At 70.5% G+C, this 14904-nt stretch carries 7 protein-coding genes; 3 read left to right on the forward strand and 4 right to left on the reverse strand.

The genetic code is table 11. The features are described 5' to 3' along the window. Nucleotides 1-72 precede the first annotated feature (72 nt). Entirely contained in the window at nt 73-1014 is a 942-nt protein-coding gene (locus ENSA7_RS08735; protein WP_181233495.1) for a hypothetical protein, read from the forward strand. 61 nt (nt 1015-1075) lie between these two features. Here ENSA7_RS08735 and ENSA7_RS08740 read toward each other — a convergent pair whose 3' ends face one another. Then, on the reverse strand, nt 1076-1699 hold the full coding sequence (locus ENSA7_RS08740; RefSeq protein WP_146157487.1) for a hypothetical protein: 624 nt from the start codon (nt 1697-1699) through the stop codon (nt 1076-1078). Between the two features lie 118 nt (nt 1700-1817). Beyond that, a complete protein-coding gene (locus tag ENSA7_RS08745; protein ID WP_106088761.1) occupies nt 1818-2330 on the reverse strand; it encodes a hypothetical protein in 513 nt (170 codons plus the stop codon). Between the two features lie 163 nt (nt 2331-2493). Here ENSA7_RS08745 and ENSA7_RS08750 point away from each other — a divergent pair, with 163 nt between their 5' ends. Further along, entirely contained in the window at nt 2494-4197 is a 1704-nt protein-coding gene (locus ENSA7_RS08750) for a pyridoxal phosphate-dependent decarboxylase family protein (protein WP_181233497.1), read from the forward strand. On the opposite strand, the gene ENSA7_RS08755 is transcribed toward ENSA7_RS08750, so the two are convergent. Together ENSA7_RS08755 and ENSA7_RS08760 are read right to left on the reverse strand one after the other, a co-directional pair. Then, nucleotides 4191-6557, reverse strand: a complete 2367-nt coding sequence (locus ENSA7_RS08755; RefSeq protein WP_106088763.1) for a helicase C-terminal domain-containing protein — start codon at nt 6555-6557, stop codon at nt 4191-4193. The genes ENSA7_RS08750 and ENSA7_RS08755 overlap by 7 nt on opposite strands. A gap of 156 nt (nt 6558-6713) precedes the next feature. Then, on the reverse strand, nt 6714-12293 hold the full coding sequence (locus ENSA7_RS08760) for an AAA family ATPase (RefSeq protein WP_106088764.1): 5580 nt from the start codon (nt 12291-12293) through the stop codon (nt 6714-6716). A 149-nt stretch (nt 12294-12442) separates the two neighbouring features. On the opposite strand from ENSA7_RS08760, the gene ENSA7_RS08765 reads away from it, so the two are divergent. Next, on the forward strand, nt 12443-14884 hold the full coding sequence (locus ENSA7_RS08765) for a S41 family peptidase (RefSeq protein ID WP_146157489.1): 2442 nt from the start codon (nt 12443-12445) through the stop codon (nt 14882-14884). Nucleotides 14885-14904: the final 20 nt, after the last annotated feature.

Here is a 14904-nt window from a genome sequence, read left to right on the forward strand (position 1 = left end):
GACGGTAACACAGGGCCGCCACACCCGAGTGATCTGCTTGCCTCGGTTCCCATGGCGTGCCAGGTTGCGCCCGTGAAGCCTCTGCGCCCAGTCGTGATGTTACTGGCAATGACGCTGACGGGCTGCGGCGCCGAACAAGACGGCTGGACCCGGGTGGTCGAGCTCGGTGAGGGCGACGACCAGCTCTACTCGATCGTCCACGTCGATCCGCTCACCGATAGCTGCGTCGCCGTCACGCTCCGTGGTCCGGCGTCCACCTATCCGCCCGACGAGGATCTCGACGTTCGCGTCAAAGGTGCGGACCTGGTCGTGTGGTCCGCCAACGGCATGGGCATGGGGGGCCGAGCCTGCACGAATGGGTTCATGACGACCGGCGGGACGACGGCCCGCGGCCAGGTCGAGTTCGAGGACTTCGTGGGCGCCGCTGACAGCAGGGTGCCGTGTCGGATCAGCTTCGAGCTCACGATCGCGGCGTTCGATGGCCAGACCTATGAGATCTCCGCCCGCGAGTTTCCGATCCTCGATGTCGGGTGCCCACGGCCGGGCGTCTATGCCAGCGAGCACCTGGATCTCGACGCGGCATATGGGGTTCACAATGGCGTGGGTAATCTGGTCATCGCGAGCTGGGATCCACAGCATGAGGCCTGCGTGTGGGCGCGGTTTCTGAGCTCCAATGACGCGACCCCCCCCAAGAGTGAGGTCGAGGTCGTGAACCCCTGGGTTTATGGCGGTCTGCGGTTTGGCCTGATGGAGCGCGAGCGGTGCGTGGCCAGCGAGCTCGTCGTGCCGCCGATCGACCCGCCCTACGACTCGGACTCGGCCCCGGCGCTGCGCTCGTCTGGGAGCTTGTCGTTCGTGACCAGCGAGATACAGGAGCTCGCGGGTGGGCAGCTGTTGGTCCCGTGCACGCTGGATGTCGATCTCTCGCTTCAATCGCTGGGTCGGTATCAGTGGACCCCCGACGACGTCGGGATGCGGGAGTCGGGGGTCGTCGTGGCTGGCGCCTGTGAGTGAGTCAGCGGGCACTCAATCTGGCGTCGCTGACATGGCTGCCCCGATGTGGCTAGGGCTAGGGCTAGGGCGCAGCATCGTCGGGGATCGAGTCCGGGTTGCCGAGCGCCATCAGGTAGCTCAGCGTGATCAGGGCGCAGGTCTTGGTGACCGGACCGGTGCAGCCCTCCGAGCGCAGCGCGGGCGGGTCGGTGCCAAGCAGCACGGCGTTCGGTCCCGACGTCTCCGTTGCGATCGCGCCGTCAGCTGCGAACTCCACCCGCACGCTCAGCTTGGGCAGCGTCAGCGATCCGCCCGTCTCAGTCAGGACCATGCCCGTGGGGCCGTCACTCGCGATCACCGACCCGTCGGGCTGCACGGACATCATCGAGACGCCGTCGGGGTCGAACAGCTGCCCGTCGGGAGAGATCGTGCCAAACGGAGTCCCCGCCAGGGTCACGGGTCCGGTTGCGAGCAGCTCGATCGCCCGGTCTTCGTGGCCGACGCGCATGATCTTGGCGGCGCCGAGCGTGAGGACGTCGGCGCTGGTCTCTGCCTGCGCGGGTGGGGCTTCGCCCGACTCGGGCTTGGCTTTCGCGGGCTGCTCCTTCGCGGCCCCCTGACCCTCGTCGGCCGGTTTGGCGCAACCCGAGAGCGCCAAGCCGAGCGCCAAGGCTGGCCAGATGTCGCGCGCCCGCAGGCTGCTCACGGGCGGGGCTTTGGTCGGGTACTGGAGGGTTCGCCTGCAGCGAAGCATCATCGACGCACGTTATCACGCGGGCACGCGACGGGCTCAGAACCGGTAGGGGCTCAGAACCGGTAGGGGCTCAGAACTCGTAGGGACCCGCGCTCATGATCTCGCTGGGCAGCCAGCACTCGTGCACGTGCAGCCACGCGAAGCCACCGGGGGCCACGGCCTCGGGACGCAGCAGCGCGGTCGACACCCGACCATTGTTCGCTGGCGTCGACGCCTTCGCGTTGCGCTGCCACTCCTGGTAGGTGACCAGCACGAGCCCCGGGAGCTCGCGGCGGAGCACGACATCTCGGATCGCGATGCGAAACTCCGGGTTCGAGCCGTGGCTCCCGCGGATCGCCTTGGTCAGCCCCGCGAGCGTGAGCAGATTTCCCGCCGGGGGGATCAGCACGAGGCCGGGGTCGAAGCGACGCGCAAACCCACGCTGAAACACGTCGTCGTCGTTGGCGACCGCGCCCGTGAACCAGGCCACCAGGAACTCGTGCATCGCCTCGACCTCGGCGCGGACCTTGTCGGCGACGTCCGACTCCTCCGCGCGCCGCACGTCGCGGTCTTGGTCACCCTTCTTGTGGTTGGTGTTGGGCATGCGGGGACGCTCGCACTGCGCTGCGAGACCGGCAAGCTCTGCGCGCGTGGACGTGCGCGTGGCTGAGGGAGCGCTCTGTGCGCGTGGGTGCGGCGCGACAGCACACGCAATCACGATGGTGAAGCGCACGCGCGGCGATTGTCGGCAATTGTATAAGCAGCCGATGCCGCTGGATCCCGATGACATTCGCACGCCCTCGCCGACGCTCGACGCGGACGCAGACTTGGCGTCCGAGCCGATGAGCGACGAGCCGCCAGCAGCGCCAACTCGACTGCCTGTGCGCCCGAGCCCGAGCCCCAGCCCGAATCCCAGGCTAATCGATCAGATCGATGATCGCGACCTCGCAGCCGCTCCACCCCAGCGCGCGATCCCAGACGGTCCAGCTCCGCATCCCTTCTTCGCGCCGCTCGGCGAGCCCGTCGACCGACACACGCTCGAGCCCGACGCGGGGACCCGCAGCATGTGGATGCGCGAGGTCTCCGACCACGTGCTCGAGCTGCTGCGGACGATCCCGCTGCGGTCGGCGCAGGGCCGGGTGGGGGCGGCCGGGCAGCGACTCGCCGAACAGCATCGCGCGCCGATCGACGAGCAACCGATCGCGGGTGGGCTGCCGCGTGCGCTCGAGCTGATCGCGGGCTCGATGGACGCGGCGCTCGAGACCGCGGGTCCCGGGTACCTGGCGTATGTGCCCGGTGGCGGGCTGTACTCGTCGGCGCTCGCTGATCTGATCGCCAACGTCGGCAACCGCTTCACGGGCTACGCGATGGCGGCTCCCGGCTGGGTTCGGCTCGAGCACGACGTGCTGGCCTGGCTCGCGCAGGAATTTGGCTACGACCAGCGCGCGCGTGGGCTGCTGACCCCTGGCTCATCGATGGCCAACTTCACCGCGCTGGTCACCGCGCGCCACCACTGCTTCGGCGACACGGGCGACTACTCGCGGGCGATCGTCTACACCTCGACGCAGGGGCACCACAGCATCGCCAAGGCCGTGCGCATGGCCGGGATCCCGGTCGCGAACCTGCGCGCGGTCGCGGTCGACGAGCTGTTTCGGCTCGACGTCGAGGACCTGCGCGCGCAGCTCGAGGCCGATCGCCACCGCGGGCTCCGACCGTTTTGCGTGATCGCGGCCGCGGGCACGACCAACACCGGGGCGATCGATCCGCTGCCCGAGCTCGCGCAGCTGTGCGCCGACGAGGATCTGTGGCTGCACGTCGACGGCGCCTACGGTGGCGCGTTCGTGCTCTCGCCCAGCGGGCGGCCGCGGCTGCGGGGGATCGAGCTGGCCGACTCGCTGTGCTTTGATCCGCACAAGGGCATGTTCTTGCCCTACGGCACTGGCTGCTTGCTGGTCCGAGACGGCGCGCGCCTGGCCGCCGCGCACATGGGCGAGGCCGACTACCTGCGCGACTTCGATCCCAGCGAGATCCCCAGCCCCGCGCACCTCGGGCCCGAGCTCAGCCGTCCGTTTCGCGGGCTGCGGCTGTGGCTGCCGCTGATGCTGCACGGCGCGAAGGCGTTTCGTGACGCGCTGGAGGAGAAGCTCGCGCTCGCGCAGCTGTGCACCGAGGGGATCGATCGCCGAATCGCCGAGGGCCGCGGGCTCGAGATCGTCGCGCGACCGCAGCTCTCGACCGTCGGGTTTCGGCTGAGCCGCGAGCCGGGCGAGTCGCTCGAGCGCTGGAATCAACGCAACGTCCGGCTGCTCGAGCGGATCAACGCGCGCAACCGGGCGTACCTGTCGAGCACGCTGCTGCCGGTCGCCGACGGCAGCGCGGTGACCCTGCGGGTGTGCGTGTTGAGCTTCCGGACCCACCGCGAGCGGATCGACGCGCTGCTCGAGGATCTGGATCACGCCTTGGCTCAGTGAGGCCGCCCCCAAAATCGGCGCAGCCGCTCGCGCAGATCAACCGTGATCAGCTGGTCCGCCCCGCGCTCGTACCAGCGGCTCGGCAGCGCGTCGGAGTAGGGCGGCTCCGCAAACCGCCCGCCCAGCAGCACGATCACGCCGCGATCCTCCGGGGTCCGATGCACGCGCCCGGCCGCCTGAACCACCCGCTGCATCGCCGGGTAGGCCATCGCGTAGGCGAAGCCCGCCTCGCGGCGCTGGTCCTGGTAGGACTGCATGAGCAGCCGCTCGAAGCTCAACGCCGGAAGCGCCGGACCTACGATAATTGCCCCGATCAACCCCTCGTCGGGCAGGTCGATCCCCTCGGCGAACACACCACCCGTGACCGCGAGCAACAGCGTGGGGGTGTCGGCGCGACGCAGGCGGTCGAGGTAGCGGGTCCGCAGGGCCTCGTTCATGCCGGGCGGTTGGATCAGCACCTCGGTGCCCAGCGCTCGCGCGTCGAGCAGCCGACTCACGGTTGCGAGGTAGCGAAAGCTCGAGAAGAACGCGGCGTAGTTGCCGGGCTTGGCGGCGATGACCTCGGCGATGTGCATGGCGATCGCCTGGGCGTGATCGTCTCGCTCATCGAAGGTCGTGCGCACCGTCGGGACCAGGCAGACGCAGCAGTTCTCGGCCGGAAACGTGGAGGGCGCGCTGATCACCGCAGGATCGAGCCGCGACAGGCCCAGCATGTCGGCGAAGTAGTCGATCGGCTCGAGCGTCGCGCTCATCACCAGCACGCCAGCTTGGCGCTGGTGCAGCCGCTCGAGTCGCCGCTCCGGGTCCAGACACAGCACGCCCACGCCCGCGCCGGTCGGGGCGTCCGCGCTCGCCAGGTAGCCGACGAGCGCGGGATCTGGATCTGCAGCCAGGTCACCCAGATAGGAGATCGCCTCGATCGCCTCGAGCACCGGATCCTGGGCTTCGACCTCGGCGCTGAGGTAGCGCGCGTAGCCGTAGCGCAGCGCGAGCATCCCGGCTTCGAGCCCGAGCTGCTGCCACCGTTCCACGTCGAGCTCCGCGGTCGCGCGACCTTCGTGGGCGGGGCGCTCGTCGGCCGCGGCTTGCTGCAGCGCGTCGTCGATCGCCCGCTGGACGTCGCGCCGCAGCTGCGCCATCGCGCTCGACATCACTGGCGCGTGCTCGAGCGCGGACAGGCGCCGCCCCACGAACACCGAGGCGCTGTCTCGCGCACGATCGACCAGGTTGTGGGCCTCGTCGACGATCACCAGCCTGCGCCCCTCGAACGCGCGACTGCGGCGTGGGTCGTAGACGTGGCTGTGATCCGCCACGACCAGGTCCGCGCCGTCGAGCAGCGCGTGCATCAGCTCGTAGGGACACAGCGTGGTGGCGCGGCCGCGCTCGAACAGTTGATCGGGGCTCACCAGGGGCTGGTCCTTCAGCGCCGCGATGACCGGCTCGGCGCGCGCAGTGAAGTCGGCGAGCAGCGGGCAGATCCGCGGGTGGCAGCGCAGGTGCCCCGGCGGGCACATGTCCTGCTTGCGACGCGTGACCACGGCTCGCAGCGACGGACTCCCCGACGCGCGACGCACTGCCTCGAAGGTGTCGGCCGCGTGCTGTCGCTGGGTGGTCTTGGCGGTCAGGTACCAGACGGCGGCGCCGCGGCGCAGGCCCTCGCGCAGCGCGGGCACCAGCGCGACGGCGGTCTTGCCCGTGCCGGTCGGCGCCGACAGCATGACCGGGCGATCCAGCGCGAGGGCCTGCGCGACCGCGTCGAGGATCGCCTGTTGTCCGGTCCGCAGCTGGGCGAACGGAAACTCGATCGTGTCGGCGGCCTCCTTCCGCGCGCGGGCTCGAGCCTCGAGCGCGCGGGCCTGCGCGACATGGCGTGCGAGCACCTCGGTGAGCCGACGCTCCACCTGCATTCGGTCGCTCGCCGCAAACGGCACGTCGATCTCGCGGGTGCCGTCGCCCTCGACCTCGACGATCACCAGCCGCGCGCGGACCGGATCGTTGCCCTCCTCGGCCAGCGCGAGCGCGTAGAGCTGAACCTGGAACACCGCCGCCGGACGATCGTCGCGGCCATCGAGGTCGAAGGTGCTCTTGATCTCCTCGACCAGGCAGCCCGCGGCCAGTCGCCGAACCACGTCCGCTCGGCCACGGACCAGACACTGCACGCCGTCGACCTCACGCTCGAGCCGAACCGGGACCTCGGTCTGGCCCGGCGCGAGATCACGCTGGACGCGGCGGTGAACGACCCTCCCGAGCTCGGCGCGAAGCCGGGCGAAGGCTGGGGCCACCAACGCGCGCGGCTGGGCGTCGGCGACCACCTCGTGCACGCTCAGCTCGAGCGTCTGTCGCTGCTCGTCGTAGCGCACGCGCCACGTTAGTACAGCTAAATCTCGGCTCGTAGATAGACGGCGATGAACTCGCCGTACCGGTGTCTGGCGGGAGCCGGGAGCGACCGAAACCCGCCAATCTCGCCGCGACAGCACGCCGCGCCACACCTGCAAGGCGTCTCACTGTCCATGGCCTCAGTCGACGGCTGGCAGCTCCAGGTGAAAGCTGGTCCCGACCCCCAGCTCGCTCTCGACGGTCAGCTCGCCGCCGTGGTCCAGCGCGATCCCATGACTGACCGACAACCCCAGGCCCGTGCCCTGGTCGCGCCCCTTGGTCGTGAAGAAAGGGTCAAAGATATGCGCCCGCACGGCGTCCGGGATCCCGCCGCCGCGATCGATCACGGACAATCGCACGAACTCGCGCCCGCCTCGGTCGAGCTTGGCCGCGCGGATCACCAGCTGCTTGTCGGGGCCGGCCTCGGGGAACCGATCATTGAGCGCGTCGCGGGCGTTGGTGACCAAGTTCATCAGGATCTGCTGAATCTGCTGGCTGTGACAGCGGACCAGCGGCAGCCCCTCGGGGAGCTCGAGCTCGAGCTCGATCTGGTGCTTGCGAACCGTGCTCTGGATCAGCGACAGCGCGCCATCGATGATCTCGGAGATCGCAGTGGGGACCCGCTCGGGCGTGGCCTCGCGGCGCGAGAACGCGAGCAGGCTGCGGACGATCGTGGCCACGCGCTCGGCCTCGGTCGAGATCTCTCCGGCGAACTCCTCGACCATCGCCGGCCGGTCGCGCACGTCGACGAGCAGCTCCGCGTAGTTGAGGATCCCCTGCACGGGGTTGTTGATCTCGTGGGCGACGCCGCTGGCCAGGGTCCCCAGCGACTCGAGCCGCTGCTGCTGGCGGAGCTGACCCTCGAGCTCGAGTCGGCGGGCGTCGGCGAGCTTGCGCTCGGTGATCTCGGTGGCGATCACCATCACCTGCGGCCGCTCGTGCTCAATCTCGAGCGGCGCGACGTGGGCGTCGTACCAGTGCATTCGCCCGTCGTCTTCGTTGTGGATCAAGGCGATCTCGAGCGCGCTGCGACGCGCGTGGTCGAGCGCGCCGTCGATCGCGTAGGTCCAGGCCTCCAGCGAATTGGGGCTCAGGATCGGGCGTCGACCGGCGACCCACCCCGGCAGCGAGCGGTTGACGAAGCTCAGCTCACCGTTGGCGTCGAGCAGCGCGATCAGATCCGGGGCCCCGTCGACCAGCGAGCGCCACTGGACCTCGCTGCGCCGCAGCGCCCGATACAGGTTGGCGTTGTCGAGCGCGCCGCCGGCCTGGGTGGCGACGAAGCCGAGCACGCTCAGCCGATCTTCGTTGAAGCGACCCGCGCTGCGTCGGTTCTCGAGCACCAGCGCGCCGAGCGAGCGCCGCCGCTTGCCCAGCGGGATGCCCATCAGCGAGCGCAGCCCGGTCCGCTCGACGTAGGGATCGCGCGCGAACCGAGCGTCGGCCCGGGCATCGTCGACGACGATCGCCTTACCGGCGCGCACGACCATGTTGATCAGCGTCATCGGCAACATGTCTTCGGCGCCGTCGAGGTCGAGCGGGGGCGAGAGCGCGTGGACCCGCCGGCCGGTCCCGCCGAGTGACGCCAGCGCCAGCCCGTTCTCACCCTCGACCAGCAGCGCGCCATGATCCGCGCCCGCGTGGGTCATGGCCGCTTCGAGGATCTTGCAGACCAGCAGCTCGGGATCCAGCTCCTCGGAGATGGCGGCGAGCGCCGCGGTCACGGTCTCGAGATCGATCGCCAGGTTCCCCAGGGCCTGGGCCGAGACGGCCGCGCGCAGCTCGGCGCTGTCGCGCCGACTGATCCCCTCGAGCTCGGTCTGGACCTGCTCGAGCTCGAGCAAGCGCAGCTTGGCCCGCGCGCCCCATCGCTGGTGGATCAGCCACGCCTCGCGCAGCGGACCGCGGGCCAGGGTTGGCATCCCGTTCGCCTGCATGTGCGCGGCCATGCGCTCACACGCGAGCGCGGCCGCGTAGACAGCGAACTGTCGCTTGGCGTGGTCGCGCGCGCGCTCGAGCCCCAGGATCCCAGCCCGAAAGTGCCCACGCACGAGCTCGTACTCGGCGGCGACGATCTCGTGTTGGTGCTGATAGTTCTCGGGGCTGCTCTCGGCCCAGCGGAGGGTCAGCGAGCGCTTGCGCCGAATCACCCGCAGCAGCCGTCGCTGCTCTGCAGGCTCGGCGCTGGGGTAGCACGCGGCCGCCGCGACGGCGTGGCCCATGGCGGCGCGCGGGACCGACCACGAACCCAACATCACGCGCTCGTAGTCGGGGATCTGGTCGAACAAGCGCAGGCCGAGCTCGTGCTCGTTCATCAGCACGTGAAACAGCGCGCGGACCATCGTGGTCGAGTACAGCTCGATCTGGGTCGGTTCGACCAGCACGCTCGGGTCGAGCGGCAGGACCCGCGGGGTGCCGCGCGCGTCGGTCACGATCTCGCCCAGCCCGGCGTCGAGATCTCCGGCCAGCGCGGCCGCGAGGGCGCCGTTGAGCCCAACTAGGTTCTTGAAGGTCCGCGAGCTCCAGTTGCCGAGATCCCGCTCGAGCCGATGGTGGATCTCGACCACCGTGCGCAGGTGCGTACCAACCTCGATGTTCATGCTCAAGCTCAGCGACGCGAGGTAGCTGGCGAACTCGAATTCACCGAAGTCCAGGTTGCGCTGATACGCGGCCTCGAGCTGCGCGAGCGTGCCAGCGAACGGCCGCGTCAGGTGCCAGACCATGTTGGCCACGACCTCGGCGCGGGCCGAGTCTGGATGATCAATGTCGTCGCACAGGGCCACCGCGGTGTCGGCCAGGCGCGCGGCCTCGTGGGGTCGCCCGAGCGCGGTGGCGATCGCCATCGCGACCTGGGCCAGGGCCACTGGCGCGGTCGTGTGGCCGCCGTGGCGCAAGACCAGACGCACGTGGTGGGTGCTAAACAGCATGAACAGCTTGGGATCGTGGACGTAGGCCGCCGGGCCGGTCGCCGCGAGGATCTCCATTGCCGCGCACGCGCTTGGGTCCGTGGCGCTGGGCATCGCCAGCAGCGACTCGCTGCTGCACCGACGCAGGCTGATCCACGCGCGCGCAATCGCAAGCAGCAACGCCAGCGAGCTCGGGTGCTCGCTGACCTCGAGGCCGCAGCGGCGCAGGGCCCCGTGGGCGAGCGCCACGGCCTCGGCGGTGCGCTCGTGCAGGGTCAGGAGCTTCACGCGACTCGAGATCGTGCGGCCGTACTCGGACAGGCTCAGGGGCCAGTCGAGCAGCTCGTTGAACGCGGCCTCGGCCGCGTCTCGATCCCCGATCAGCGACAGCGCCTGGGCGCGCGCGTAGTAGATCTCGAACACCAGGCCACCGCGAGCGCTGCCCGCTGCGCCCACCCGCACCCCCTGCGACATCCTCGCCCACTCGCGGACCTCGGTCACGCGCTCGCTGATCAGCGCGGCACCAAGCTCGAGGTAGCGCAGCGCGGGCCCGTGTGACGCGACCGCGAGCGCGCGCTGCCCCGCGTCGAGGTTGAGCTGCGCCACGCGATCGCGCTTGTCGGACGCCAGCGACTCGACGTCGAGCCCCGCGTCAATGTGATCGGCGACGGTGTACAGCAGCTCGCTGGTCGGAACCTGCTGGGTGTCGGTGTCGAGCTGGGCGAGCGCGGCCGCACCGATCCGCCACCGAATCGCTCGCCGCTGCTCGCTCGCCAACCCGGCGGCCGCGACCTCGCGGACATCCTCGTGGGTGAAGTGGTAGCCGAGGCCGTCGCTGGCCAGCAGCTCCTCGGCGACCAGCCGCGACAGCTCCGGCAGCAGCTCGGCCGGATCGCGCGCGGTCGCGAGCTCGAGGCTGCGCAGGTCGAAGCGAGCGCCGATGCAGGCGGCGTGGCGCAGCAGCTCGGCGAGCGCTGGGTCGAGCTGCTCGTTCACTCGCGCACGAATGATCCCGACTACGTCATCTGGGACCGCTGCCAAGCCGGGCGCGTCGCGGCTCCAGCTCCAGCGCCCGTCGCGGTGGGCGAGCAGACCCGCGCGCCTGAGGTGCCCGACGAACTGCAGCACGAATTGCGGGTTGTTGTTGGTCTTGCGGGTGACCTCGGCGGCGAGCTCGAGATCTTCGGCACCCAAGACATCGCGGATGATCTGCGCGACCGCCTGATCGGGGACTGGCTCGAGCTCCAGCCTGCGTCCAGGCAGCCGGTCGGGGCGGGGCGCCGAGCCGGTGTCGAGCTGCAGCCGCTCGACCAGGGTGACGAGCTTGGTCTGCGCGCCGAGCTGGTCCGAGCGGTAGCAGCCGAGCAGCAAGACCCCACCGCAGTCGCTGCCGTCGAGCAGGGCCGAGAGCAGCTCGAGGCTGCTCTCGTCGGCGGCGTGAAGATCATCGAGGATCAGGCACAGCGGCCCGACCTCGCTGAGCCCGGCGAGCAAGCGCGCGACGGCGAGCTGCAAGCGATTCTTGGTCTCGCGGGCGCCGACGATCGGGGGCGCGGGTGGCAGCTGCCCGAGCACTGGCTCGAGGTTGGGGAGCAGCTCGCTGAGCACCGCGCCGACCCGGCCAAGCCGCGTGGCCAGGCGGACGCGCCAGACATCGAGGTGCTCGCGCGAGCCCGAGCGCAGCTGCCCGAGTATCCCGTCGAGCGCCTCGATCCAGCCCGAGTAGGGGAAGCCCTGGCGGTTGGCGGCGAAGCCCCCGCGACCGACCAGCCCCCGCCGCCGCAGGGTCTCGGGCGCGAGCGTGCCGGCCAGCGCCGACTTACCGACCCCCGGCGAACCGCCGATCATGATCAGCCGGGGCTTGGTCTGACGACTCGCGTGGTCGAGCTGGGCGACCAACAAGGCGTGCTCACGCTCGCGGCCATGCAGGCGCCGCGGGGCTCTGAGCTGACCGGGGCTATCGTCGAGGCCCAGCTCGAACACCTGCTCACCGCCGCCCGCGTCGATCAGTTGCTTGACCCGCTCGAGGTCGCACAGCAGCCCCCGAGCGGTCTGATAGCGGCGCTCGGGCGCCTTCTCGAGCAGCTTCATGACCACGCGCGACAGCGACTCGGGCAGCAGCGGCACGCGTACGCGTACGCGCTCGGGCGCCTCGCCCAGGTGCGCGTAGATCAAGTCGATCGCGCGCCCGCTTCCGAACGGCGGACTCCCCGTCAACAGCGTGTAGAACGTTGCCCCCAGCGAGTACAGATCGCTGCGGGCGTCGACGGGATTGCTGGTGCGCCCGCAGTGCTCGGGCGAGATGTACGGGAGCGTGAGCGTCAAGCAGCGTGGGTCGTCGAAGTCACGATCCCGCGCCGTCAGCAGCGAGACGCCGAGCTCCGCCAAGAACACGCCGCCGCCATCGCGGTCAATGATCACACTCGCTGGTTTGATGTCGCCGTGGATCAGGTGATGCTCGTGGATCCGCGCGACGGTGCCGACCAGGCGGCGGGCGATCGGCATGAAGGTGTCGAGCGCGAGCGGCTGGCTGGCGCAGAACTCGACCAGGTCGCTGCCGCGCACGCGCTCGAACACGACGACCAGCTGATCCCCGGCGCGCTCGAGTCCGATTGTGGGCACCACTCCGTCAATGGCGAGGCGGCGGATCGTGTCCAGCTCATACGCGACCCGCGCTTCGAGGTCGTCGTGATCGAGCGTGAACACCTTCACCACGACCTCGACACCGTCTGCCCGGGTCGCCGCGTAGGTTCGGGACAGCCGCGAAGATCGCAGCAACTTCGCGCTCGAATACCCGTCGATCGGTACGCCCATCTCCGTAGCCGCGCCCCCACGCGCGCGACGTCTAGGCTACATGAACCGCGGCGGTGAGGCTTGGCGGCCGATCGGCCGGTCGCTGATCTCTGGGGCAAACCCCAAGGCCCGCGGTTGCTCCTGACGGGGTCTTCCATGACAATCCCGCGGTGCCTCGAGCCCCCATCTCCCGTCGAACCTGGCTGTGGACCAGCACGACGGCGTTGGCGGCCGCTTGCGCTCGACCTGCACCCACCCAGATCCCCGACGCAGGGCCCGAGCCCGCGCGCGTGCTCAATCAGCGCGGCGCGAAAAACTTGATCGCGCTCGCCGAGCTCGGCGCCGCCGTTCGCTGGCTACACCCGAGTGACGAAGCCCAAGCGTGCGAGTGGGAGCCCCTGTTGCTGGCGGGGATCCGGGCGATCGAGCCCGCGGGGACGCGCGCGGAGCTGGCTGAAGGACTGCGTGGATTCGTGGGCGATGTCGCCCCCACGGTCGTGGTCTGGCGAAGCGTGAAGCTCGATGAGCAAGCGGACGACGCCGCGCTCGACGAGCCTGCGTGCCCCGATCCGGACGCGGTGAGCGAGGACGAAGGCCCGGAACCCGAAGCCAGCGAGCGCGCGAGGCCGCCCGCGGACAAGAGCCACGGGCGGTTGGGAACAGGCCGAGCGGGGCCACCTTCGCGGACCAAGGCCGGGGCCGCGAGCGATCGCAAGCAGGCTGAGGACGCGGCCAAGGCCGAGGCCGCCGCGCGCGACGCCGCGGCCGAGCAGGCCGAGAGCGCGGAGCGGGATCAGCAGAACGAGCAGTCCGAACAGTCAGAACAGGGCAAGCGCGACGACGCGAACCGAGGCGACGGCGACGGCGAGGGTGACGCCGATGAGGGGGAGACCGGCGAGGGGGAGACCGGCGAGGGGGAGACCGGCGAGGGAGAGACCGGCGAGGGAGAGACCGGCGAGGGAGAGACCGGCGAGGGAGAGACCGGCGATACCGGTGGCGACGACGACGATCGCGATGATCACGAGACCGAGCGACCCGAGCCCGACGCCGACGCCAGCGAGCGGGAAGATCGACCCCCGCTCTCCGAGGCCCTGTTCGCGCAGGGTGAGGATCTCGTCATCACCCAGTGGCACCGCCGCGGGTACGCCGAGGGCCCAACCAACGCCCCCGGGTGCGCCCGCCGGATTCAACGCCGACCGCACACCAAGGCCTCGTGCGCGCCAGCCAAGCGCAAGCGAGACGAGCCGCTGCCGTGCTCGCGCTGCGACGGTGACAGCTATCGGCCGCTGGCTCCGGGGGCGCCCGCGCTCGTCGAGCTCGGGCGTGGGATCAGCAGCTTGGTCCCGGTTGCGCTGTGGACTCGCGGCGGACTCACGCTGCCCGAGTCGGGGGCGACCGAGCCTGCGCCCTCGTTCGATCAGCGCCGTGCGTGGGACTACGACCTGCGCGACCGGGGCACGCGGCTACTCGCGGTGGTCCGAACCTGGACGACGCTGCGTCGGTTCTTCCCCCACGCGACTCAGCTCGCCGATCCCCGTCAGCGCCTGACCGAAGCGATGTGTGCGGTCGCCGATGACGACTCGCCGCTGACCTTGCAGGCGACCCTCGAGTCGATGCTCGCCCAGTTTGGCGACGGCAACGGCGCGGTGCTGGTCGAAGCCGGAGCGGCCGCGCGGCGCTGGGTTCCGTCCGTGGTGCTGCGCTGGGTCGAAGAGCGCGTGGTCGTGTGTGCTTCGGCGTCCGAGCTCACGCGCGTTGGCGACGTCGTCACCGCGATCGACGGGGTGCTGATCGACGAGCTGATCGCGCAAGAGCTGGCGCGTACGCCCGCCGCCAACGCGAGCGCGGCGATCGAGCGAGCGGTCGCGCGGCTGCTGGTCCGCCGCGAGCGGGGCGCCACGATCGCGCTCACCGTCGTTCGCCCGAGCGAGACCGACGAGCATGAACATGGGGAGCGGGTGGTCGTCGCCTCGATCTCCGCGGATCGTCGCAGCGATGCCGAGCCGGTCCTCGATCTTCGCCCGGGTCGCGCGATCGAGCAGCTGAGCGGCGGGGTGTGGTACGTCGATCCCACCCGGACGCGACGGCTCGACACGGTCGCGCGGCGGCTTCGCAAGGCCAACGGGGTGATCATCGATCTTCGTGGCCAGCTCGCGGATCCCCGCGCGTCACTGCTCGCTCACTTTGTCACGCAGACGCTGACCCTCGCGCGTGAGCGGGTCCCCGCGGGGCCCAACGAACACGCCGAGCTGCCGCTCGAGCGAGCGGGGGAGCGTCGCGTCGAGCCAGATGGTCCCGCCGTTGATTGTTCGGTCGTGGTGCTCGCGGACAGCCGCACCCGCGGCGCCGCGGAGCTAGAGCTCGTCGGGTTCGAGCGGCTCGGGGCGGCGATCGTCGGCAGCGCGAGCGCGGGGGATCAGGGCGCGGTCGCGCAGCTGTGGCTGCCCGGCGGATGGCAGCTGCGGTTTACGGCCAGCGAGCTGCGCCGCGAGGATGGCAGCGAGCTGTGGGGTCGGGGCGTGGCGGCGAGTGTGCCGGTCGAGCCGACGCTCGCGGGGATTCGGCGCGAGCAAGACGAGCTGCTCGCGGCGGCGATCGAGCACCTCGGCTGAGCGCGTTCGGCGATGTCCGA

Origin of the sequence: Enhygromyxa salina (genome assembly GCF_002994635.1) — a bacterium.
Taxonomy (GTDB): Bacteria; Myxococcota_A; Polyangia; order Nannocystales; family Nannocystaceae; genus Plesiocystis; species Plesiocystis salina_B.

Bases quoted from the DNA above. Each gene is read 5' to 3' on its own strand.
- ENSA7_RS08745 (WP_106088761.1), bottom strand. From the start codon at position 2,330: ATGCCCAACACCAACCACAAGAAGGGTGACCAAGACCGCGACGTGCGG.
- ENSA7_RS08750 (WP_181233497.1), top strand. From the start codon at position 2,494: ATGCCGCTGGATCCCGATGACATTCGCACGCCCTCGCCGACGCTCGAC.
- ENSA7_RS08760 (WP_106088764.1), bottom strand. From the start codon at position 12,293: ATGGGCGTACCGATCGACGGGTATTCGAGCGCGAAGTTGCTGCGATCT.